A 23,406-nucleotide genomic window follows, 5' to 3' on the forward strand; every position below is an offset into this window, starting at 1 on the left:
GCCGGCGATGAATTCGCTGCGGTGTCAGCTGCTGCGCGGCGTTTGCATCGCTGGCAAGGCCAGCTCCCACAAGGGTTGAATCAGGAACGCGAAGGATCAGTAGCCTGCATCGAAGCCCGCTGACTGACCTCGGCATACCAGGCCGCCAGCTTCGGCTGCTGCTCACGCCAGCCGAAGTCGGGCATGCGCAAATCGAGGTAGCCCAGAGCACAGGCCACACCGATGGCGGCGATGTCGAACACCGCGCTCAGTTCGGCAATGTGTTCCTGTTCAAGACTGGCCAGAGCGCGACGGATCTTGTCCTGCTGCGCTTCGATCCAGCTGTCCCAGCGTTTTTCTTCCGGGCGCAGGAAGGTTTCGTAGCGGGTCAGTACCGCCGCATCCATGATGGCATCTGCCAGTGAGGCGAGCGTCAGACGATGCCAGCGTGACCAGCCTTCCCTGGGAATCAGCGGGATGCCGACATGCTGCTGGTCGAGGTACTCGCAGATCACCCGGCTGTCGTGCAGCACCGTGCCGTCAACCAGACGCAAGGCCGGGATCTTGCCTGCCGGGTTGCCCTGGTTGAGCTCGGCCACCGGGTTGACCGGCGACAGGTTGACGCTCTGCAGTGCCACGCGGTCGGTCTGCCCGGTTTCGTGCAGCACCACCATGACCTTGCGCACGAAGGGCGAAGCCGGCGAGTAGAACAGGATCATGCTCGGTGCGGACATGTCGAACCCTCAGTTGCCTTGCAGGCTGGGCGGCAGGCAGACACCGGTACCACCGATACCGCAGTAGCCGTCAGGGTTTTTCGCCAGGTACTGCTGGTGATAGGCCTCGGCGAAGTAGACGGTCGGCGCCTGGTCGATCTCGGTGGTGATCTCGCCGAAGCCGGCTTTGCTCAGTTCTGCCTGGTAGGCTTGCTTGCTGGCCAGCGCCTGCTCCAGCTGCTGCGGGCTGGTGCAGTAGATGACCGAACGGTATTGGGTGCCGATGTCGTTGCCCTGGCGCATCCCCTGGGTCGGGTTGTGCAGTTCCCAGAACATCGCCAGCAGTTCCTGGTAGCTGACCTTGTCCTTGTCGAATACCACCAGCACCACTTCGGTGTGGCCGGTCAGGCCCGAGCAGACTTCTTCGTAGGTCGGGTTGGGGGTGAAGCCGCCGGCATAACCGACCACGGTGCTGACCACGCCTTCACGTTGCCAGAAGCGCCGCTCGGCACCCCAGAAGCAACCCAGGCCAAAGATCGCAAAGTCGACGTTCTCGAAGAACGGCCCGAGCAGTGGGGTGTCTTTGAAGACAAAGTGCTTCTCGGGCAGGGTCATCGGGGTTTCGCGGCCAGGCAGGGCCTGTTCCGCAGTAGGCAGGACGTTTTTGTTCACCAGGATTTCCGAGCGCAGGACCATGAACCCATTCCTCTTCAAAGTAGGACGATAAGGGATAGAGTCGTAGTTTGCCCGAGTGTTACGCCGCTGTCAGGCGCCAGGTCCGCGTGGATAACGCTTGAGTTTGTTGACCAGTTCGGCCCCGGGAATAGGCCGGTCGAACAGATAGCCCTGGCCGACATCACAGCGGTGACGCCGCAGGAACGCCAGCTGCTCGGCGGTCTCGATGCCTTCGGCGACCACCTTGAGCTTGAGGTTGTGGGCCATGGCCACTACTGCCGAGGTGATTTCCATGTCGTCCTGGTTGTCGGGGATTTCATGAATGAAGCTGCGGTCGATCTTGATGATGTCGATCGGGAACTTCTTCAGGTAACTGAGCGAAGAATAGCCGGTACCGAAATCATCCATGGCCAGGGTCAGCCCCAGCTGCTTGAGCTGGTCGAGCTGGCGGTGGGTGTCTTCGGTGGCTTCGAGCAGCAGGCCTTCGGTCAGCTCCAGCTCCAGCAGATGCGGCGGGAGGGCTTCTTCCTCGAGGATATTGGCGATCGAGGCAACCAACTCAGGATCGGAGAACTGCTTGGGCGACAGGTTGATCGCCACCTGCAGGTTGCCCAGCCCTTCGGTGCGCAACTTCTGGCTCATGCGGCAGGCCTGGCGGGCGATCCACTTGCCGATCGGGATGATCAGCCCGGTTTCCTCGGCAACGCTGATGAACTGGTCCGGGCGGATCATGCCCTTGTCCGGATGGTTCCAGCGCAGCAGCGCTTCCAGGCCCAGCAGGCGGCCGCTGCGCAGGCACAGCTTGGGCTGGTAGAAGACATCCAGCTCGTTCTGGGTCAGGGCCCGGCGCAGGTTGTTTTCGACGAACAGCTTGTAGCTGGCTTCGGCATTCAAGGCCTCGGTGAACACCTGGGCCTGGTGCTTGCCGTTGGCTTTGGCCTTGTGCAGGGCCAGCCCTGCGTTTTTCATCAGGGTCTGCGGATCGCGGCCATGCAACGGCGCACAGGCCAGGCCCACGGAGCCGGTGACGTTGATCAGCTGGTTGTCGACGAACAGCGGCTTGTCGAGGGTCCTGAGCAGTTGCTGGGCAATCTGCTTGCCGTCTTTGAGGTCGGTGTCTTCGAGCAGCACGGCGAACTCGTTACTGGCAAAGCGCGCCAGGCTGCCGCCGGCGCTGAGGCTGTTGCGCAGGCGCCGGGCCAGGCTGATCAGCAGTTTGTCGCCGGTCTGGTGGCCGAGGCTGTCGTTGATCCGCTTGAAGTTGTCGATGTCCACCAGCAGCAGGCAGATAGGGCTGTCGCTGTCGCGGGCGAAGCGTTCGTCAAGGTTGCGGATGAACGCCGGCCGGTTGCCGAGGCTGGTCAGGTTGTCGGTGTAGGCCAGGCGTTCGATGCGCTGTTGGGCCAGCTTGCTCTGGGTAATGTCTTCGTAGATGCCGATGTAATGGGTCAGCTCGCGGTTGTCACCGTAGACCTTGGAAATCGACAACTGCCCCCAGTAGGGCTCGAGATTCTTGCGCCGGCTCTTGAATTCGCCCTGCCAGCTGTTGCCCATGGCCAGGCTGGAAGGGGCGTCGAACAGCAGCTCGCTGAGGTTTTCCAGGGCCGGTAGCTCGGAGAGGCGATGGCCATGAACCTCGTCAGTACTGTACTGGGTGATGGCGGTGAAACTGGGGTTGACGTACTCGACCACGCCATCGCGGTTGACCAGCAAAAAGGCGTTGGCACTCTGTTCGACAGCACGCTGGAACAAGTGCAGGGCGTTGGTGGCGGTCCGCCGGTTGTGGTTGTTGATGACCTGGGCGAACTGATCGGCGAGCTCGCCGGCAAAGGCGATTTCATCCGACTGCCAGGCCCGTGCCGAGCCGGTGTGTTCCAGGCAAAGCACGCCGACCACCTGGCCATCGATGCGGATACTGGCATCAAGCATGGCGTTGATGTCGCGCGGGCGCAGGCTTTCGGCCATTTCCCGGGTGCGCGGATCGTGACTGGCGTTGTGGGCGTCGATAGCGCGGCTGGTGTGCAGGGCGTCGAGGTAGTCGGGAAAGCAGCTGGCGTCGATGGGCTCGGGCAGGTGGTATTGCTGGCTCTCGCGGTAGTACGCGGAGATAGGCTCCAGGCGCTGGCCTTCCAGGTACCAGATGCTCGCACATTCGATCTTGTAGATCTCACAAGCGCTGCGGGTGATCAGCTCGGCCGCTTCGAGCAGCGAGTTGCTGGCGCTGTAGCGATGGCGGGCGAGGTGCAGGATCAGCTCTTGCTGGGCACGCACCCGTTCCAGATGTTCAAGTTGTTCCTGCTGCGCCTGCTGGTTGAGTTGCAGGGCGATCTGCAGGCGGTTGTTGCGGGTTTCCAGGTCGGCGGCGCTGAGGTCCGGGCCGTCACCGGGCTGGGTGTCGATGACCATCAGGTAGCCGCGCAGCAACTGGCGGTTGTGCTGTTTGTAGGCTTCACCGAGTTCCAGCAGGTGCAGTGGTCCTTGCGCGGTGTGCAGGGTATAGCGCACCAGGTAGTGCGGGCGCTGGCCCAGCTGCAGCTGGATGTCGTCATGCAGTTTGTAGCGAGCCTCGGGTTCCATCAGGCTGGCGTAGGGCGAGCCGACCAGGGCGCAGAGCTCGACCGCGGCCAGGCCGAACTGGCGTTCGCAGGCAGGGTCGAGGTACAGCAGGGCCCAACTGGCTTCATTCAGCCGTTCGAAACGCAGCATGCCGAGCCGCGAAGGCACGGGCAACTGCGTCACGACCTCGGCCACCATACGGCTGGCGGCATCGGGTTGGCTTTTCATTGAGGGCTCGCTTCAAGAAGGCTGTTCGCGAAGATAGCGCAATCTGCTACCCGGCGTTTTGGCAAGGTTGCATCATGCGCTTGAGGCTGACAAGCCTGCATCTACTGTGTCGGCATCGAAGCTGAGATCTTAAGTGCGGTGGGAGCGGGCTTGCCCCGCGATTGCGAGCTGTCAGCCCCATCGCATCGCGGGGCAAGCCCGCTCCCACCGGGAATCACAGGCAAAAAAAAGCCCCGCCAAAGTGACGGGGTTGAGGTACGAGCGTGGCAGCTCGAAAAGGGAGCCTGTCTCCCCCGGCAGGGGGAGACAGGAAACAGCATTACAGCAGCATGGTGCGGATGTCGGTCAGCAGGTCGCCCAGGCGCTTGGTGAAGCGCGCGGCGGCTGCACCGTTGATCACACGGTGATCGTAGGACAGCGACAGCGGCAGCATCAGCTTCGGCTGGAAGGCTTTGCCGTCCCAGACTGGCTGGATGGTGGCCTTGGAAACACCGAGGATCGCCACTTCCGGCGCGTTGACGATCGGCGTGAAGCCGGTGCCGCCAATGTGACCGAGGCTGGAGATGGTGAAGCAGGCGCCTTGCATATCGTCAGCCGAGAGTTTTTTGGTCCGGGCTTTTTCAGCCAGGGCCGCCGCTTCGCCAGCCAGTTGCAGCAGGCTCTTCTGGTCGACGTTCTTGATCACCGGGACCAGCAGGCCATCCGGGGTGTCGACGGCGAAACCGACGTTGACGTACTTCTTGCGGATGATCGCTTTGCCGCTAGGCGCCAGCGAGCTGTTGAAGTCCGGCAGTTCCTTGAGCAGGTGAGCACAGGCCTTGAGCAGCAGCGGCAGGACGGTCAGCTTGACGCCGGCCTTCTCGGCAACGGCTTTCTGCGCAACGCGGAAGGCTTCCAGCTCAGTGATGTCGGCCGAGTCGAACTGGGTTACGTGAGGCACGTTCAGCCAGCTGCGATGCAGGTTGGTAGCACCCATCTGCATCAGGCGGGTCATCGGCACTTCTTCGATTTCGCCGAAACGGCTGAAGTCGACTTCCGGAATCGGCGGGATGCCTGCACCACCGGTTGCACCGGCGGCTGGAGCTTCCTTGGCCTTCTGCATCATGGCCTTGACGTAAACCTGCACGTCTTCCTTGAGGATACGACCGTGCGGGCCGGTGGCAGCCACAGCGCTCAGCTCGACGCCAAACTCACGGGCCAGCTGACGCACGGCAGGGCCGGCGTGAACCTTGGCACCGTTGGCGGCCGCAGGAGCAGCCGTTGGCGCGGCAGCCGGGGCAGCAGCAGGTGCAGGCGTAGCAGCTGGTGCAGCTTCAGCTTTGGCTGGCGCCGGAGCGGCAGCGGCAGGTGCTGGAGCGGCAGCCGGCGCGGCACCGGCAACTTTCAGCTTGAGGATCAGGTCGCCGGTACCGACTTCGTCGTCCAGCTTGGCAATCACGGCTTCGACCACGCCAGCGGCTGGAGACGGGATCTCCATCGAGGCTTTGTCCGATTCCAGGGTGATCAGCGACTGGTCGGCTTCGACGGTGTCGCCGACCTTGACCAGCACTTCGATGATCTTGGCTTTGCCCGAGGAGCCGATGTCCGGAACGTGGATGTCCTGAACAGTGGCAGCCGCCGGGGCAGTTGCCGGAGCAGGAGCAGCCTCTGCAGCCGCAGCGGCAGCGGGTGCAGCCGCAACCGGGGCAGCGGCCGGAGCCTCAGGCGCCGCAGCGGCGCCCTCGACTTCCAGTTCCATCAGCTCGTCGCCTTCTTTCAGGCGATCGCCGAGCTTGACCTTCAGCGACTTGATCACGCCGGCCTTGGGGGCCGGGATCTCCATGGAGGCCTTGTCGGACTCCAGGGTCAGCAGGCTCTGGTCAGCCTCGATGCGGTCGCCGACTTTGACGAACAGTTCAATGATTTCACCTTCACCGCTGCCGATGTCAGGTACGCGAATGAGTTCGCTCACTTAAAAATACTCCTCAGCAGTCCAGTGGGTTGCGTTTGTCCGGGTCGATACCGAACTTGGCGATGGCGTCGGCCACAACCTTGGGTTCGATCTCGCCACGGTCAGCCAAGGCTTCCAGTGCAGCCAGCACGACGAAGTGACGGTCGACTTCGAAGAAGTGACGCAGCTTCTTGCGGCTGTCGCTGCGACCGAAACCATCGGTACCCAGGACTTTGAACTCTTTGCTCGGCACCCACTGGCGAATCTGTTCGGCGAACAGCTTCATGTAGTCGGTGGAGGCGATGACCGGGCCCTTACGGCCAGCCAGGCACTCTTCGACGTAGGTGATCTGTGGCTTCTGACCAGGCTTGAGACGGTTGCTGCGCTCTACGGCCAGGCCGTCGCGACGCAGTTCGTTGAAGCTGGTGACGCTCCAGACGTCGGCACCGACGTTGAACTCTTCACGCAGGATCTTCGCCGCTTCACGCACTTCACGCAGGATGGTGCCGGAGCCCATCAGCTGAACGTGGTGTGCCGCTTCGCGGGTGTCTTCCTCGAGCAGGTACATGCCCTTGATGATGCCTTCCTCGGCGCCGGCAGGGATCGCAGGCTGGGTGTAGGCTTCGTTCATCACGGTGATGTAGTAGAAGACGTCCTGTTGCTCTTCGGTCATCTTCTTCATGCCGTCCTGAATGATCACCGCCAGCTCGTAGCCGTAGGTCGGATCATAAGTGCGGCAGTTCGGGATGGTCGCGGCCAGCATGTGGCTGTGACCGTCTTCGTGCTGCAGGCCTTCACCGTTGAGGGTGGTACGGCCGGCAGTACCGCCGATCAGGAAGCCACGGGTACGGCTGTCGCCAGCGGCCCAGGCCAGGTCACCGATACGCTGGAAGCCGAACATCGAGTAGAAGATGTAGAACGGCAGCATCGGCTGGTTGTGGTTCGAGTACGAAGTACCGGCAGCGATGAAGGAGGACATGGCGCCCGCTTCGTTGATGCCTTCTTCGAGGATCTGACCTTTCTTGTCTTCGCGGTAGAACATCACCTGGTCTTTATCGACTGGCTCGTAGAGCTGGCCGACGGACGAGTAGATGCCCAGCTGGCGGAACATGCCTTCCATACCGAAGGTACGGGCTTCGTCCGGGATGATCGGCACGATGCGCTGGCCGATTTCCTTGTCCTTGACCAGCTGCGCGAGGATCCGCACGAAGGCCATGGTGGTGGAGATTTCGCGGTCGCCCGAGCCGTCCAGGATTGCCTTGAGGGTTTCCAGTGGCGGGGTCGGGATGCTGAAGCTCTTGGCGCGGCGCTGCGGCACGAAACCGCCCAGGGCAGAACGGCGCTCGGCCAGGTAACGGGCTTCGGCGCTGCCTTCTTCCGGTTTGAAGAACGGCAGGTTTTCCAGCTCTTCGTCCTTGACCGGGATGTCGAAACGGTCGCGGAAGTGACGCAGGCTGTCGACGTCGACCTTCTTGGTGTTGTGCGCGGTGTTCTTGGCTTCGCCAGCACCGGTGCCGTAGCCCTTGATGGTCTTGGCCAGGATCACGGTCGGCTGGTCTTTGTGGTTGACCGCCTGGTGGTAGGCTGCATAGACCTTGTACGGGTCGTGGCCACCACGGTTGAGCTTCCAGATCTCGTCGTCGGACAGGTCTTCGACCATGGCCTTGAGCTCCGGGGTGTTGAAGAAGTGCTCACGGACGAACGCGCCGTCCTTGGCCTTGTAGTTCTGGTACTCGCCGTCGATGACTTCGTCCATGCGGCGCTGCAGGATACCGTCGACGTCTTTGGCCAGCAGTGGGTCCCAGAAACGGCCCCAGACCACTTTGTTGACGTTCCAGCCACCGCCACGGAACACGCCTTCGAGTTCCTGGATGATCTTGCCGTTGCCGCGAACCGGGCCGTCGAGGCGCTGCAGGTTGCAGTTGATGACGAAGATCAGGTTGTCCAGCTTCTCGCGGCCAGCCAGCGAGATTGCACCCAGCGATTCCGGCTCGTCGCACTCGCCGTCGCCCATGAAGCACCAGACTTTCTGCTTGCCGGCAGGAATGTAGCCGCGGCTTTCCAGGTACTTCATGAAGCGCGCCTGGTAGATCGCCTGGATAGGACCCAGACCCATGGAAACGGTCGGGAACTGCCAGAAGTCAGGCATCAGCCAAGGGTGCGGGTAGGACGACAGGCCCTGGCCATCGACTTCCTGACGGAAGTTGTTCATCTGGTCTTCGCTGATCCGGCCTTCCATGAAGGCGCGGGCGTAGACGCCAGGCGAGGCGTGGCCCTGGAAGAAGATCAGGTCGCCGCCGTGCTCGTCGGTCGGGGCCTGGAAGAAGTAGTTGAAGCCGATGTCGTACAAGGTGGCACTGGAGGCGAAGCTCGAAATGTGGCCGCCCAGGTCCGAGTCTTTCAGGTTGGTGCGCATCACCATGGCCAGCGCGTTCCAACGCACCAACGAGCGAATGCGGCGTTCCATGAACAGGTCGCCAGGCATGCGTGCTTCGTGGGTAACAGGGATGGTGTTGCGGTATGGCGTGGTGATGGCATAAGGCAGCTGGGAGCCACTACGGGTGGCCAGCTCGCCCATACGGGTCATCAGATAGTGAGCGCGGTCTTCGCCTTCTTTGTCGAGAACCGACTCCAGGGCGTCCAGCCATTCCTGGGTTTCGACGGGATCGAGGTCTTGCATGGCTTGCTCCAGGGCGGAAAGGCTTCCAGAATCGGTTGCCTGAGTTTGCGACTGGCCTTTTGGGCAGACGACATGAAATTCTTGGATTACCGGAGAGTGTACCGGCGTTGTGTAGTTTTACTACAAATGAATCACCATTTCATGCTTTTGAAGTGAAGAAGCAGTAGTAAAACTACAGAAAAATGGCTCGTGGCCTCTGTTCGGGTTGTGAGAAAAATCGATACCGGTAGTTAAAAACAAGTTAAGAAAAGGTTTGCTGCGATGGTTTCTGCCAGAGAATCATGTTTTTCAGCTATTTCTAACTTTTGTATGACAGTCCAACCGTGGTCAGGTTTCCCTCGTCCGCTCGCTGCCAATCTTTTCTCGCCGATCAAGGATAGACCATGAGCCTGCCATTGCTGGCCGATGTGCCCGCCACCCTTGCGCCGTTTGTCAGCCGCAGCGAGCAATCGTTGCGTGACGCGGTTGCCCAGACACCTTCTTTATCGCTCGATAGCTGGACGCTAGAGCGTTGGGCACAGTTCGCCCGGGTCACTGCGGCCAGCGACTTTGTCTTCGAACAAGCACTGCGTGATCCGGCCATGCTCCTCGATCTGGTCGCCAGCGGCGAACTCGACCGCAGCTTCGCCCCGGGCGAGCTGTGCGCGCAGATTGCCGCTGCCACTCAGGCTGCCGGGAGCGAAGACGAGCTGGCGCGCAACCTGCGCCGCCAGCGCAGCCGCCAGCAGGTTCGGATCATCTGGCGCGACCTGAACCGCCAGGCCGACCTGGTGCAGACCTGCCGTGACCTGTCGGACCTTGCCGACGCCAGCATCGACCAGGCCTACCAATGGCTGTACCCACGTCATTGCCAGCAGTTCGGTACCCCCATCGGCCATCGCAGCGGCCAGCCGCAGCATATGGTGGTGCTGGGCATGGGCAAGCTCGGCGCGGTGGAACTGAACCTGTCATCGGACATCGACCTGATCTTCGCCTTCCCCGAAGGCGGCGAGACCGAAGGGGTCAAGCGTTCGCTGGACAACCAGGAGTTCTTCACCCGCCTCGGCCAGCGCCTGATCAAGGCCCTGGACCCGATCACCGTCGACGGCTTCGTGTTCCGCGTCGACATGCGCCTGCGTCCTTACGGTTCGTCCGGCGCGCTGGCGCTCAGCTTCAATGCTTTGGAGCAGTACTACCAGGACCAGGGCCGTGACTGGGAACGCTACGCGATGATCAAGGCGCGGGTGGTCGCCGGTGACCAGGTGGCTGGCGCGCAATTGCTGGATGTGTTGCGACCCTTCGTCTACCGGCGTTACCTGGACTTTTCCGCGATCGAAGCGCTGCGCACCATGAAGCAGCTGATCCAGCAGGAAGTGCGGCGCAAGGGCATGGCCGACAACATCAAGCTGGGTGCTGGCGGCATTCGCGAGGTCGAGTTCATCGCCCAGGCGTTCCAGCTGATCCATGGCGGACGCGACCTGAGCCTGCAGCAGCGGCCTTTGCTGAAAGTGCTTTCGACCCTTGAAGGACAGGGTTACCTGCCGCCTGCAGTGGTGGCCGAACTGCGCGAGGGCTATGAGTTCCTGCGTTACACCGAGCACGCGATCCAGGCGATTGCCGACCGCCAGACCCAGATGTTGCCGGATGATGAGCTGGACCGTGTGCGCATTGCCTTCATGCTCGGGTTCAGCAACTGGGCGAGCTTCCGTGACCAGCTGATGCATTGGCGCGGGCGGATCGACTGGCACTTCCGTCAGGTCATCGCCGATCCGGATGAGGATGAAAACGAAGAGGTCATTGTCGGTGGCGAATGGCTGCCGCTGTGGGAAGAGGCCCAGAATGAAGAAGCCGCTTGCCGTCAGTTGCAGGACGCCGGCTTTGCCGATCCTGGCAAGGCCCTCAAGCAGCTTGCCGGGCTGCGCGCCAGCCCACAGCTGCGGGCCATGCAGCGTCTGGGCCGCGAGCGGCTGGACGCCTTCATTCCGCGTTTGCTGGCGCAGGCGGTGGAGCACGCCGATCCGGACCTGGTGCTCGAACGCGTGCTGCCGCTGGTGGAGGCGGTGGCCCGGCGCTCGGCGTATCTGGTGTTGCTGACCGAGAACCCGGGGGCGTTGCGCCGTTTGCTGACCCTGTGCGCCGCCAGCCCGTGGATCGCCGAACAGATCACCCGCTTCCCGCTGTTGCTCGATGAGCTGCTCAACGAAGGCCGTTTGTTCAGCCCGCCCAAAGCGCCGGAGCTGGCGGCTGAATTGCGCGAACGGCTGACACGGATTCCCGAGGAAGATCTGGAACAGCAGATGGAAGCGCTGCGGCACTTCAAACTGGCCCACAGCCTGCGGGTCGCCGCTTCGGAAATCGCCGGCAACCTGCCGTTGATGAAGGTCAGCGATTACCTGACCTGGCTGGCCGAAGCCATCCTCAACCAGGTGCTGGCCCTGGCCTGGCGCCAGACCGTGGCGCGCCATGGGCAGCCCAAGCGCAGCGACGGCAGCCTGTGTGACCCCGGTTTCATTATTGTTGGCTATGGCAAGGTCGGAGGCATCGAACTTGGTCATGGCTCGGACCTTGATCTGGTGTTCATCCATGATGGCGACCCGCAGGCTGAAACCGATGGTGCCAAGCCCATCGACAGCGCCCAGTTCTTTACCCGTCTGGGCCAGCGGATCATCCACCTGTTGACCACCCAGACCAACTCCGGGCAGCTGTATGACGTGGACATGCGCCTGCGGCCTTCCGGCGCTTCCGGTCTGCTGGTCAGTTCGCTGGGCGCTTTCGAGCGCTATCAGCAGAACGAGGCCTGGACCTGGGAGCATCAGGCGCTGGTGCGGGCGCGGGTGCTGGCGGGTTGTGCAGAGCTGGGCACGGCGTTTGAAGCGGTGCGTGCGCAGATTCTTGGCCGGGCCCGCGACTTGCCCGGGCTGCAGGCCGAGGTCAGCGACATGCGCACCAAGATGCGCGACAACCTGGGGACCAAAGTCAGCGCCGCCGGTACCGGTGCCAATGCGTTCGAGGCTGGCGTACCCTTCGATATCAAGCAGGATGCCGGTGGTATCGTCGATATCGAATTTATGGTGCAATACGCCGCTTTGGCCTGGTCTCACGACCATCCGGAACTGCTGCGCTGGACCGACAACATCCGCATCCTCGAAGAACTCGAGCAGGCCGGATTGATGCCCGCCAGCGACGCCATACTGCTGCGTGAGGTGTACAAAGCGTTCCGCTCGGCGGCGCACCGCCAGGCCCTGCAGAAGCAGGCCGGGGTGATCGATGCCTCGCAGTTCGTTCAGGAACGCCGGGAAGTGCGGCGTATCTGGGCTGAACTGGGGCTGACCTGAGCGGTTGAACCAGGCGAATCAGGCGGCAGGAAGCCTGCCACGACCACACTACAGCCCGAGTGGCGTACACTGGTCCACATATAGCCTGAATATAAAGAGGGGAGGCCAGGCTGTTCACGGACAGGCTGCAGCCTCCCTGATCGTTTCTGGATAAAGCATGAGAATTTTGATCATTGGCCCCAGCTGGGTGGGCGACATGGTAATGGCGCAAACCCTGTTCCAGTGCCTGAAGCAGCAACATCCGGCGTGTGTGATCGATGTGCTGGCCCCCGAGTGGAGCCGGCCGATCCTCGAACGCATGCCTGAAGTGCGCCAGGCCTTGAGCTTTCCGCTCGGCCACGGCGCGCTGGAACTGGCGACCCGGCGGCGCATCGGCAAGTCCCTGGCTGGTCAGTACGACCAGGCGATCTTGCTGCCCAACTCGCTGAAGTCGGCACTGGTGCCGTTTTTTGCCGGTATCCCCAAGCGTACCGGCTGGCGCGGCGAGCTGCGTTTCGGCCTGCTCAACGATGTGCGCAAGCTGGACAAGGCGCGCTATCCGCTGATGATCGAGCGCTTCATGGCCCTGGCTTATCCGGTGGGCACCGAGCTGCCCAAGCCGTACCCGCGTCCGAGCCTGCAGATCGAGGCTACCAGCCGCGATGCTGCGCTGGCCAAGTTCGGCCTGAGCCTCGACCGTCCGGTGCTGGCAATGTGTCCGGGCGCCGAGTTCGGCGAAGCCAAGCGCTGGCCGTCGGAACACTACGCCAAGGTGGCTGAGACCAAGATCCGTGAGGGTTGGCAGGTGTGGCTGTTCGGCTCGAAGAGCGACCATGCGGTGGGCGAGTCGATTCGCGACCGGCTGATTCCCGGCTTGCGTGAGGAAGCCAGTAACCTCAGTGGCGAAACCTCGCTGGCCGAGGCGATCGACCTGCTGTCGTGCAGCGATGCCGTGGTGTCCAACGATTCCGGGCTGATGCATGTCGCCGCGGCCCTCAACCGGCCGCTGGTGGCGGTCTACGGTTCGACCTCGCCGGGCTTCACGCCGCCGCTGGCCGATCAGGTCGAGGTGGTGCGCCTGGGCCTGGAGTGCAGTCCGTGCTTCGACCGTACCTGCCGTTTCGGCCATTACAACTGCTTGCGTCAGCTCGAACCCGAGGCGGTGGTGGCTGCGTTGCAGCGCCTCAATGGTCCGAAGCTGATCGATGTCCTGGCCGAGGTCGACTAAGTGCGGGTATTGCTGATCAAGACCTCTTCCCTGGGCGATGTGATTCATGCGCTGCCGGCCCTGACCGATGCGGCCCGGGCGATTCCCGGTATTCGTTTCGATTGGGTGGTCGAGGAAGGCTTTGCCGAGATCCCCAGCTGGCACCCGGCGGTGGACAAGGTTATCCCGGTGGCGATCCGACGCTGGCGCAAGAACCTCTGGCAGACCTTCAAGAACGGCGAATGGCGCCAGTTCAAGCAGCGCCTGCGCGAAACCAAATATGACCTGGTGATTGATGCCCAGGGTCTGGTCAAGTCCGCCTGGCTGACCCGCTACGTCAAGGCCCCGGTGGCCGGGCTCGACCGCTATTCGGCACGTGAAGGCCTGGCCAGCCGCTTCTATGACCGGCGTTTTTCGGTGCAGCGTGGGCAACATGCGGTGGAGCGGGTGCGCCAGCTGTTCGCCCTGGCCCTGGGTTACGACTTGCCGGCCGGCCTGGGTGACTACGGCCTGGACCTCAACCGCCTGCAGTTGCCACCGGCCGCGCCGTTCGTGGTGTTTCTGCACGGCACCACCTGGGCCACCAAACACTGGCCCGAGGCTTACTGGCGTCAGCTGGCCGAGCGCTTGGGGCAGCAGGGCCTCGAGGTGCGCCTGCCGTGGGGCAACCCGGCCGAGCAGGCGCGTGCCGAGCGCATCGCCAAAGGCTTGAATAACTGCCAGGTACTGCCCAAATTGAACCTTGCTGGCGTTGCTCGCGTGTTGGCGGCGGCCAAAGCCTGTGTGGCGGTGGATACCGGTCTCGGCCATCTGGCGGCGGCGCTGGATGTGCCGACCCTGTCGCTGTTCGGCCCGACCAACCCGGGGCTGACCGGTGCCTACGGCAAGTCCCAGGTGCATCTGGCCAGCGATCTGGCCTGCGCACCCTGTCTGCAGAAGAAATGTACCTATAAACCGAGCGCTGAAGACCAGCGCCGGTTCGATCTCAAACGCGAGTGGCCGCTGTGCTTCACTCGCCTGAATCCCGAGCGTGTGGCGAGCCAATTGCGCGCGTTGCTGCTGGCTGAGGATGTTCGTTAATGCAACTGGCTTTTGTGCTGTACAAATATTTCCCCTTCGGCGGCCTGCAGCGCGACTTCATGCGTATTGCCCTGGAATGCCAGCGCCGTGGCCATCAGATCCGCGTCTACACGCTGATCTGGGAAGGCGATGTGCCGGAAGGCTTCGAAGTGCTGGTGGCGCCGGTCAAGGCGCTGTTCAACCATCGGCGCAACGAGAAACTCAGTGCCTGGATGGAAGCGGACCTGGCCAAGCGTCCGGTAGACCGCCTGATCGGCTTCAACAAGATGCCGGGGCTCGACGTCTACTACGCCGCCGACGGTTGCTTCGAAGACAAGGCGCAGAACCTGCGCAACTCGCTGTACCGGCGCTGGGGCCGTTACCGGCACTTTGCCGAGTACGAGCGCGCGGTGTTTGCCAAGGACGCCAAGACCGAGGTGCTGATGATCTCGGAAGTCCAGCAACCGCTGTTCATCAAGCATTACGACACCCCGCTGGAGCGGTTCCATCTGCTGCCACCGGGCATTTCCCAGGACCGCCGGGCACCGGCCAATGCCGCCGAGATCCGCGCCGAGTTCCGTCGCGAGTTCGACCTCAAGGACGACCAGTTGCTGATGGTGCAGATCGGCTCCGGGTTCAAGACCAAGGGCGTCGACCGCAGCCTCAAGGCCCTGGCAGCATTGCCGTCGGCGCTGCGCAAGCGCACGCGGCTAATGGTCATCGGTCAGGATGATCCCAAGGTGTTCCAGCTGCAGAGCGCGACCCTCGGCCTGACCGATCAGGTGCAGTTCCTCAAGGGCCGCAGCGATATCCCGCGGTTCCTGCTCGGTGCCGACCTGTTGATTCACCCGGCCTACAACGAAAACACCGGCACGGTGTTGCTCGAAGCGCTGGTGGCCGGCTTGCCGGTGCTGGTGTCAAAGGTCTGTGGCTATGCCCATTACATTGCCGAAGCCGACAGCGGCCTGGTGCTCGATGAGCCGTTCGAACAGGAACAGCTCAACCAGTACCTGCAACGCATGCTCGAAGACGATGCGGCCCGCGCCGACTGGGCGCGCAACGGGCTGGCCTTCGCCGACAGCGCCGACCTCTACAGCATGCCCGAGCATGCTGCCGATGTGATCCTGGCCCCGGAGCGTAAATGAAACTGATATTGGCCGAGCCGTTCAAACGCCTGTGGGCCGGGCGCGATGCCTTCGACGCCGTGGAGGGCCTGCAGGGCCAGGTGTACCGCGAGCTGGAAGGCCGTCGCACCCTGCGCACCGAAGTCGAAGGGCGTGGCTACTTCGTCAAGATCCACCGCGGCATCGGCTGGGGTGAAATCTTCAAGAACCTGTTCACGGCCAAACTGCCGGTGCTCGGTGCCGGCCAGGAATGGCGGGCGATCCAGCGCCTGCATGAAGTCGGGGTGCCGACCATGACTGCCGTCGCTTACGGCGAGCGCGGCAACAATCCGGCCGGGCAGCATTCGTTTATCGTCACCGAAGAGCTGGCGCCGACCATCAGCCTCGAAGACTTCAGTATCGACTGGGTCAAGCAGCCGCCGGCACCGCGTCTCAAGCATGCGCTGATTGCCGAGGTGGCGCGCATGACCGGGATGATGCACCGCGCCGGGGTCAATCACCGGGACTGCTATATCTGTCATTTCCTGTTGCACACCGACCGTGAAGTGACGGCTGATGATTTCAAGCTGTCGCTCATCGACCTGCACCGTGCGCAGACCCGGCCGAGCATCTCCCGGCGCTGGCGCAACAAGGACCTGGCGGCGCTGTATTTCTCGGCGCTGGACATCGGCCTGACCGCGCGTGACAAGCTGCGCTTCCTGCGCGGCTATTTCCAGCAACCGCTGCGTCAGATCCTGGCTGAGGAAGCCGCGCTGCTGCGCTGGCTGGAAGGCAAGGCCCAGAAGCTCTACGAGCGTAAACAACGATACGGGGATGCGCTCTGATGGCGGGTTGGACACTGGCGTCTGGTTATCAGGCACTGGCGGCGGATTTTGGCAGTATCGAGGCGGTCTTCGCCTTGCAGGGCGAGCGCCTGACGCACGACCCATTGAGCGAGGTGATCCGCGTTGAGCGTGATGGCGTCAACTATTACGTCAAACGTTACATCGGTGCCGGCAAAGGCCTGCGCCGCTACTTGGGGCGCCCGCGGATCAAGGCCGAGTGGCAGAACCTCAAGCAGTTCGCCAAGTGGGACATCCCCACCGCCGAAGTCGTGGCTTGGGGCCTGGAACGCAACGGCCTGGCCTTTGGCCGCGGGGCGATGATCACCCGTGAGCTGCCGCGCACCGAAGACCTGTCGGCGCTGGCCGAGCGCAAGGATCACCGCCTGGCCGATCGCGGCTGGGTCGACCATGTCAGCCGTCAACTGGCCCGGCATACGCGGATCATGCATGACCACCACTTCACCCATAACGACCTGAAGTGGCGCAACCTGCTGGTCGATGACCAGGCCCGGTTGTTTTTGATTGACTGCCCGACCGGCGACTTCTGGTGGGGCTTCATGCTGCGCTACCGGATCACCAAAGACCTGGCATGCCTGGACAAAGTGGCCAAATATCACCTGTCGGCCACCCAGCGTTTGCGCTTTTACCTGCAGTATCGCGGGCGTGAGCGCCTGAATGCGGCGGACAAGCGCCGGATCCGGCATGTCGTGACGTTTTTCGAGGGACGCGAATGACTGATTTTCTCGCCAGTGCCGAGACGGCACTGCTTGAGCGCCACGGCCTGAACGGTTTCGACCAGCTCTGGGCGCTGCAGCTCGATGCTGTGGATGAGCCCAATACCGGTCGCGGTGGCTGGAGCAGCGTCTATCGCCTGGAGCTGGAGGGTAAGGGCTACTACCTCAAGCGCCAGAGCGATTACCTGACCCGTACCTTGCACCGGCCCTTCGGCGAGCCGACCTTTGCCCGTGAGTTTCGCAATATCAGCCGCTATCAGAAGCTGGGGATTCCCGCCCTGCAGGCGGTCTACTACGGCGAGCGCAAGATCGACGGTGAACGCCGGGCGATCCTGATGACCCGTGCCCTCGACGACTGGAGCGATCTCGACGGCTTGCTCGGGCAATGGCCGCTGCTGGAAGTCGGCCAGCGTCAGGGCATCCTGCGCGCCTGTGGTCTGTTGGCGCGTACCGTGCACGCCGCCGGCCAGGTGCATGGCTGTTTCTACCCCAAGCACATCTTCCTGCGTGAACGCAGCGATGGCTGGCTGGCGCAACTGATCGATCTGGAGAAAACCCGGCCGCTGTTGCTGGGCATGCGTGACCGGCTCAAGGACCTTGAACCGCTGTTGCGCCGTGCCCCGGTATGGAGCGAAGCTGAAGTGCGGGTGATGCTGTCATCCTACCTGGAACAGCCTGCCGACAGCATGCTGGTCGATACCTGGCTGCAGCGCCTGACGCGCCGCCGCCGTGCGAAAGAGGCTCGTTGATGCGTTTGTCCGAACTCAAGGATGCCGGGCGCCACCCGGACCTGCCCCTGAACATCAGCCTGGCCGACGCCGCTGGCAATGCCGAGCTGCAACTGCTCAGCCTGCTGCGGGTGCTGCCCGGGCAGCGCTATGTCGGCGCTGGCGTCTGGCGTGGCAAGCCGGTGCTGGCAAAGTTGCTGGTAGGCGGCAGTGCTTCCCGGCATTTCCAGCGTGAACGTGACGGAGCACGCTTGCTGGCGGCACAAGACTTGACCACGCCGCTGTTGCTTGCCGATGGCTTGCGCGAAGGTGAGGGTGGCTGGTTGCTGTTCGAGTTTCTCGAAGGCGCGCAGAGCCTGGCCGATGCCTGGGCAGAGGTCGAAGCCTTGCCGCCGCTGGCCGATGAGCAGCAGACAGTGCTCGGTGAAGCGCTGGCGGCAGTCGGGCAGATGCACGCCAAAGGCCTGTGGCAGGAAGACCTGCACCTGGACAACCTGTTGCGCCATGACGGTCAGCTGTACCTGATCGATGGTGCCGGGATCAAGGCTGAAACTCCCGGCAAGCCACTGTCGCGTGGGCAAGTGCTGCAGAACCTGGGCGTGCTCTTCGCGCAGCTGCCCAAGCGCCTGGAGCCGTTCATCGAAGAGCTGCTGGTGCATTACCTGCTGGCCAACGCCGAGCATGCCCTGCCCCTGGAAGCCTTGCAGAAGCAGATCGACAAGGTGCGCAGCTGGCGCCTGAAGGATTACCTGGAGAAGGCCGGGCGCGAGTGCACGCTGTTCAGCGTCGAGCGCGGTCTGTCCGGTTTGCGTTCGGTCCGCCGCAACGAACTGGCGGCCATGCTGCCGGTGCTGGAGCAGGCCGATGCACTGATCGACCAGGGCCACCTGTACAAGACCGGTGGTGCTGCCAGTGTCGCGCGCATTGACGTGAACGGCCGGCCGTTGGTCCTCAAGCGTTACAACATCAAGAGCACCGCACACTGGTTCAAGCGCTTCTGGCGTCCGAGCCGGGCCTGGCACTCGTGGATCGAAGGGCATCGCCTGGAGTTTCTCGGCATCGCCACGCCACGGCCGCTGGCGGTGCTTGAGCAGCGGGTGATTGGCCTGCGCAGTCGCGCCTACCTGGTGACCGAGTATGCCGACGGGCCGGACCTGATCGAATGCTTCGCCCCTTACGTCGATAGCGGCGAGGTGCCCGAGGCGCAGCTACAGGCCTTGCACGCGCTGTTGAAGCAACTGATTCATGAGCGCATCAGCCATGGTGACATGAAGGGCCACAACCTGTTCTGGCAGGACGGCCAGTGGTCGCTGATCGACCTCGACGCCATGTGCCAGCACGCCACTCAGCTCAGCTTCGCCCCGGCCTTTGCCCGTGACCGGGCGCGGCTGCTGCGTAACTGGCCGAGTGGCAGTGCGCTGCACAAGCGCCTGGATGAGTGTTTGCCAAAGCTGACTGACTGACCGGACGGTGGGAGCGGGCTTGCCCCGCGATTGCGGTCTGTCAGTCACATCGCATCGCGGGGCAAGCCCGCTCCCACCAGCCAGTCGCTGCTGCGACCGGCCTGGCGAACCCTGATGCGCCAATTGCCCAGATGCCAGCGCAGCACCGCCCAGGCAACAACAGTGGCGCGCTGAGCGTCGGGAATAATCAGGTGGTAGTGGTTCTCCAGCAGGTGTCGACGTAGCGGTAGCTGTCTGGCACCGGCCTGCAGATACAGCTGGCCATCGTCCTCGTACACCCCGTGGCCGCCATCGACAGGTTGCCCGGCCAGCGGGTCTGACAGGCGACAGTCAGCGAGCAAGCGTTCCAGGTCGGGCAGTCCTTCATGCCAGATCACCGGCGAATCGATGAACCAGTCACCGTTTTCGCGACGTTTGAGCGGGAGTTGAATGTAGGCGTCCGGTTCTTCGGGATCAATCGCTTGCCAACGCTGGCCATCGAAGCTGACCTTGTAATAGTGCCCATGGTTATCTTTCACGTAATACTGGGAGAGCCCTTCCAGCGCAGAAGTATGCTCGTATACCCCTTCGCCGTAGATGCTATCGATACGGTAGCGCAGCGTGCTGGTTTCGGGGTTGACCTGAAAGCGGCCTGGCACCGGCAGCGGTGGCCGCTTGGGGATACCGCGGATGGCGCGGCGCATGAAGCCTGTGCCTACGTAGCTGGTCGCCGCGTCGTTGGCGTGACTAAGGGCGTTGTAAAGGTGCCTGAGAACGCCTTCGCGGTCCTCTTGTTTGTAGGCTTCAAGTCCATCCCACACCTCAAGGGCCAGGCGGCCAATGGACAGTGCCACCATGGCGCGATTGGGGAGTACCAGGCTGATCAGGTCGACGACCAGCCAGGCGGCATCGATGACCGACTGCAGGTTGACCTCGGCGGTCGTCCGACTGCTCGCGCTGACTGCAGCGAGCAAGCCGCGTACTTCCGCCATGTAGTAAGCGAAGAACAGATCGCCGGAGATCGCGGGTTTGCTGAAATGAGGGCCCAGTCGACCTTTGGTCAACAGTCGCTCAATACTGGCCGGATCGAGTTGCGACAGACGGTGCGTGATGTACTGGCGCAGGGGCGGGCTGGCACGTAGCGCGCGTAACAGTTCACGGACGCTGCTGTATTCGCGCCAGGATCGCCTGTCCGGTGCGTCAGGGGTGTACAGGACAAATGAAGGAATGCTCTGCTCCTGAGCGTTGAGCAACAGTACGCCTTGCAGGGTGTGTCCCTTGATCAGCAATTGCCGAACCTCAATCGAGTGGCCCTCTACCTGGGGACGGTTGCCATTGTCAGGGGCGTCCAGTACGGCTGTTACCCAACGGTATCCGCGCTCCCGCCGATCCTCGGTGAAATGCCCGGCATAGCGGGCTTTGGCGGCTTCGGCGCGCATCCGCGCACGGCTGATCCGGGCGTGTGCCTGCGTGCGCCAACGCCCTGCGCGGGAATCGATCAATTGGGTATAGAGGAACTCGGCATAGCGTCCGCCGACGTTAAGATCGCGGACGAGCGCCTTCACATAGGCGGGTGAGAGTGCGGTGGGAAGCGCCTCGCCTTGCGCATGAGAAATCCTCGCCGTCAGCCAGTAGTCGAAATCGAACCAGGGCAGATTGTTCAAGGCCAGCAGGTCTAACGGGAAGGTCTGGGTGATCATCTCCACGAGTTCGTCGCCGACGCGGACCATGCCTTGCCAGGTGACATGACTCGATGGGTTCAGCGGATTCAGGTGCGGCCCGGTCTGGCGTGCGCGGGTGATGCTGACCCTGACCTGTTCAGGTGCAAGGGTTACCCCCAGATCGTGGCGAATGCGTGCCTGCAGGCGCGTGCGGGTCCATGCCAGCAAGCTGTGTTGCTGTTGAAACCGGGTGAAGTCGAGGATGCCGGGCGCGGCCGCTTGTTCCGTGACCAGCACCAGCTCTTGCAGGGTTTGCATGATGTGACTCAGGCCTTGGGCGGAGGTCTGGCGCAGCCATGAAGGTAAGTGTTTCTCCAGCAGCAAGGAGTAGCGGGTCTTCAGGGCACCTTGAGCGCCACAGTCGTCCTTCAGGCTCATTGCCTTGTCGAGCCGGGCCCGCAGTTCGCCCTGTTGTGCTTGCAGCCAGGCGTTGTTCAGGCGCTGACGCTGGGTGCCGAGCAGGCGTTCGATCTGTTCTTCAAGCAGGTCATAGGCGTACCAGTCATAGCGCAGCCGTTCGGCATGACGCGCGCGTTCGGCATCCTCTTGAGGGTCGAAGAGATGCAGCAGGGGCTTGCTTTGCTGTGGGTCGTCGAGGCGCTCGCACAGTTCGGCGTGCAGCTCGGCAAGCGAGGCATAGGCTTCGATGCCATGGGACAAACTGCAAAGCAACGCCCGGCCGCGGGTCTGTTCCGGTTCTAGCAGCGTGCCTTCCGGAGCGCCTGCAATGACGACCAGGGTGCCATGCAGGTAGCTGCGCCAGTTCGGGCGGCTGCTCTCCAGCAGTGGCCGAAAAACTTGTGGGCGTTGCTGCGGTGGCAGATGCCGACGCTGCCAGGATTGAGGAAGCTCCAGGCAGGTACGTATCTGCCAGGCGTGCTCGGCGTCGAGGGTCTGGTCGGCGACGCGCAGGTCGATTTCAGCGCGCAGCTGATTGCGCCGCAGTGTGATCAGTTGCTGCTTGCGCGTGACACCGTCAATGACTGCGGCGGACCAGAAACCCGCCAATGCACCCTGCAGATGCTGGTGTTCGCCATGAGTGCCATTGAGGGGCGTTTCAGGTGATGGAAGGTCTTTGAGCAGCTCGGCGATCTGTTGATCGACGGCTTCGATGCGTTCAAGAGGGGTCATGGTCCAGCGCCTGTTGAAAAGGAGCTGGCCATGCTGGGACCGCGCTGTCGGGCGCAGTCGGTACATTGTTATGACATTGTTGCTCGAGGTCGCAAGAACCCGCGCAGGCCCAACAGGGCGGGAATACCCAGCCCCAACCAGGCCAACGCATCCCACCAGCCATCGCCGAGCAGCGCGGCGAACAGTCCGGCTGCCCCTGCCAGGCCAATGACCAGCGGCCAGGTAAAGACCTTGGCAGTTGATTGCGAACGGTGGCTCATGCCGTCACCTCCTGCACCCGCGGGCGCCGTTGCTTGCCCCACCACAGGTACAGTCCGCTGCCCAGCACGATAATGGTCAGCCCATCGAGCAGCGCCCAGAGGATCTGCATCGGCCGACCGCCGTAGTCACCAAAGTGCAGTGGCTGTGACAGCCCCATCGCGTCCATGTACCAGGGCCGGTCGCCAACAGCGGTCACCGCCAGGGTCGTGGCATCGATCAGCACCGGTGTCAGCAGGTGCGCTGTCAGGTGCGTGCTGCCTTTCATGAACACCGCGTAATGATGTTCGCTGGAGAAGCGGGTGCCCGGAAACGCGATAAAGTCCGGGACCATCCCCGGCGCGGCCTCGGCGGCGATGTACAGCACCCGGCTGACCGGCGCCAGTTCGGCTAATGGCGGGGCATCACGGTAAGGCGCCACCATCGCGTTCAAACTGTCGTTGCGCCACGCCGCGATGACCAGGTCCGACAGGGCGCTGATCACCCCGGTGACGCCCACCACCAGGGCCCAGGTCAGGGTGACGATGCCGATCAGGTTGTGCAGGTCGAGCCAGCGCAGGCGCGACGACTTTTCATGACGCACGGTGGCGAACTTCAGGCGGCGCATGAACGGTGCGTAGAGCACCGTGCCGGAGATGATCGCGACGACGAACAACAAGCCCATGAATGCCAGCAACAGTTTGCCGGGCAGGCCGGCAAACATGTCTACATGCAGACGTAGCATGGTCATCATGAAACCGCCGTTCGCCGAAGGCATTTCCACCGCTTCACCGGTTCGGGCATCGAGCATGAAGGTATGCGACGAGTTCGGCTCGGTACCGGCAGTGGCCGCCATGATCGCGATCACGCCATTGCTGTCGTCTTCATCCCAGCCGAAGTACTGCATGACCTCACCCGGGCGATGTGCCTGGGCTTTGAGTACCAGCTGCTGCAGGTCCAGTTTCGGCGTGTCTGCCGGCATCTCTCTCAACTCGGGTGCATCGCCCAGCAAGTGGTCGATCTCGTGGTGAAAGATCAGCGGCAAACCGGTCACTGCCAGCATCAGCAGGAACAGGGTGCAGATCAGGCTGGTCCAGGTGTGGACGAAGGACCAGCGGCGTATGGTCGAACTTTTCATTAACGCC

General features: G+C 62.8%; 16 protein-coding genes. 8 read left to right on the forward strand and 8 right to left on the reverse strand.

The genetic code is table 11. The features are described from left to right. Positions 1 to 80 precede the first annotated feature (80 nt). From NPS47_RS22355 to aceE, 5 genes are all read right to left on the reverse strand, one after another. Positions 81 to 713: a glutathione S-transferase gene (locus NPS47_RS22355; RefSeq protein WP_274296932.1), complete on the reverse strand. Its 633-nt coding sequence runs from the start codon at positions 711 to 713 to the stop codon at positions 81 to 83. A gap of 9 nt (positions 714 to 722) precedes the next feature. Further along, the gene (gene msrA, locus NPS47_RS22360; RefSeq protein ID WP_274296933.1) at positions 723 to 1,388 is read right to left on the reverse strand and encodes a peptide-methionine (S)-S-oxide reductase MsrA; all 666 of its coding nucleotides are present in this window, start codon (positions 1,386 to 1,388) and stop codon (positions 723 to 725) included. A gap of 69 nt (positions 1,389 to 1,457) precedes the next feature. Next, positions 1,458 to 4,151: a putative bifunctional diguanylate cyclase/phosphodiesterase gene (locus tag NPS47_RS22365; protein WP_274296934.1), complete on the reverse strand. Its 2,694-nt coding sequence runs from the start codon at positions 4,149 to 4,151 to the stop codon at positions 1,458 to 1,460. A 319-nt stretch (positions 4,152 to 4,470) separates the two neighbouring features. Further along, positions 4,471 to 6,102: a dihydrolipoyllysine-residue acetyltransferase gene (gene aceF, locus NPS47_RS22370; protein ID WP_274296935.1), complete on the reverse strand. Its 1,632-nt coding sequence runs from the start codon at positions 6,100 to 6,102 to the stop codon at positions 4,471 to 4,473. Positions 6,103 to 6,115: 13 nt separating this feature from the next. Then, entirely contained in the window at positions 6,116 to 8,761 is a 2,646-nt protein-coding gene (gene aceE, locus NPS47_RS22375) for a pyruvate dehydrogenase (acetyl-transferring), homodimeric type (protein WP_274296936.1), read from the reverse strand. Positions 8,762 to 9,144: 383 nt separating this feature from the next. Here aceE and glnE point away from each other — a divergent pair, with 383 nt between their 5' ends. The 8 genes from glnE (at position 9,145) to NPS47_RS22415 (ending at position 19,193) form a co-directional block, all read left to right on the forward strand. Further along, complete coding sequence (gene glnE / locus NPS47_RS22380; protein ID WP_274296937.1) at positions 9,145 to 12,075, forward strand: bifunctional [glutamate--ammonia ligase]-adenylyl-L-tyrosine phosphorylase/[glutamate--ammonia-ligase] adenylyltransferase; 2,931 nt, start codon at positions 9,145 to 9,147, stop codon at positions 12,073 to 12,075. A 157-nt stretch (positions 12,076 to 12,232) separates the two neighbouring features. After that, entirely contained in the window at positions 12,233 to 13,282 is a 1,050-nt protein-coding gene (gene waaF, locus NPS47_RS22385) for a lipopolysaccharide heptosyltransferase II (protein WP_274296938.1), read from the forward strand. Then, complete coding sequence (gene waaC, locus NPS47_RS22390) at positions 13,283 to 14,341, forward strand: lipopolysaccharide heptosyltransferase I (RefSeq protein WP_157190888.1); 1,059 nt, start codon at positions 13,283 to 13,285, stop codon at positions 14,339 to 14,341. It begins immediately after the preceding gene. Then, positions 14,341 to 15,465, forward strand: a complete 1,125-nt coding sequence (locus NPS47_RS22395; protein ID WP_274296939.1) for a glycosyltransferase family 4 protein — start codon at positions 14,341 to 14,343, stop codon at positions 15,463 to 15,465. The genes waaC and NPS47_RS22395 overlap by 1 nt, the downstream gene beginning before the upstream one ends. After that, positions 15,462 to 16,268 carry a lipopolysaccharide core heptose(I) kinase RfaP gene (rfaP, locus tag NPS47_RS22400; protein WP_274296940.1) on the forward strand — a complete coding sequence of 269 codons (807 nt, stop codon included), beginning with the start codon at positions 15,462 to 15,464 and terminating at the stop codon, positions 16,266 to 16,268. The genes NPS47_RS22395 and rfaP overlap by 4 nt, the downstream gene beginning before the upstream one ends. Beyond that, positions 16,268 to 17,002 carry a lipopolysaccharide kinase InaA family protein gene (locus tag NPS47_RS22405; RefSeq protein ID WP_274296941.1) on the forward strand — a complete coding sequence of 245 codons (735 nt, stop codon included), beginning with the start codon at positions 16,268 to 16,270 and terminating at the stop codon, positions 17,000 to 17,002. Before rfaP ends, NPS47_RS22405 begins: the two co-directional genes overlap by 1 nt. Further along, positions 16,999 to 17,751: a lipopolysaccharide kinase InaA family protein gene (locus NPS47_RS22410; protein ID WP_274296942.1), complete on the forward strand. Its 753-nt coding sequence runs from the start codon at positions 16,999 to 17,001 to the stop codon at positions 17,749 to 17,751. Before NPS47_RS22405 ends, NPS47_RS22410 begins: the two co-directional genes overlap by 4 nt. Next, complete coding sequence (locus NPS47_RS22415; RefSeq protein WP_274296943.1) at positions 17,751 to 19,193, forward strand: lipopolysaccharide kinase InaA family protein; 1,443 nt, start codon at positions 17,751 to 17,753, stop codon at positions 19,191 to 19,193. The genes NPS47_RS22410 and NPS47_RS22415 overlap by 1 nt, the downstream gene beginning before the upstream one ends. A gap of 44 nt (positions 19,194 to 19,237) precedes the next feature. Here NPS47_RS22415 and NPS47_RS22420 read toward each other — a convergent pair whose 3' ends face one another. The 3 genes from NPS47_RS22420 to NPS47_RS22430 form a co-directional block, all read right to left on the reverse strand. Next, on the reverse strand, positions 19,238 to 22,024 hold the full coding sequence (locus NPS47_RS22420; RefSeq protein WP_274296944.1) for a dermonecrotic toxin domain-containing protein: 2,787 nt from the start codon (positions 22,022 to 22,024) through the stop codon (positions 19,238 to 19,240). A 68-nt stretch (positions 22,025 to 22,092) separates the two neighbouring features. After that, positions 22,093 to 22,284, reverse strand: coding sequence for a hypothetical protein (locus NPS47_RS22425; protein WP_274296945.1), 192 nt, complete (start codon positions 22,282 to 22,284; stop codon positions 22,093 to 22,095). Beyond that, positions 22,281 to 23,399, reverse strand: coding sequence for a PepSY-associated TM helix domain-containing protein (locus NPS47_RS22430; RefSeq protein WP_274296946.1), 1,119 nt, complete (start codon positions 23,397 to 23,399; stop codon positions 22,281 to 22,283). Before NPS47_RS22430 ends, NPS47_RS22425 begins: the two co-directional genes overlap by 4 nt. Positions 23,400 to 23,406: the final 7 nt, after the last annotated feature.

Source organism: Pseudomonas putida (assembly GCF_028682475.1).
GTDB classification, from domain to species: Bacteria; Pseudomonadota; Gammaproteobacteria; order Pseudomonadales; family Pseudomonadaceae; genus Aquipseudomonas; species Aquipseudomonas putida_AG.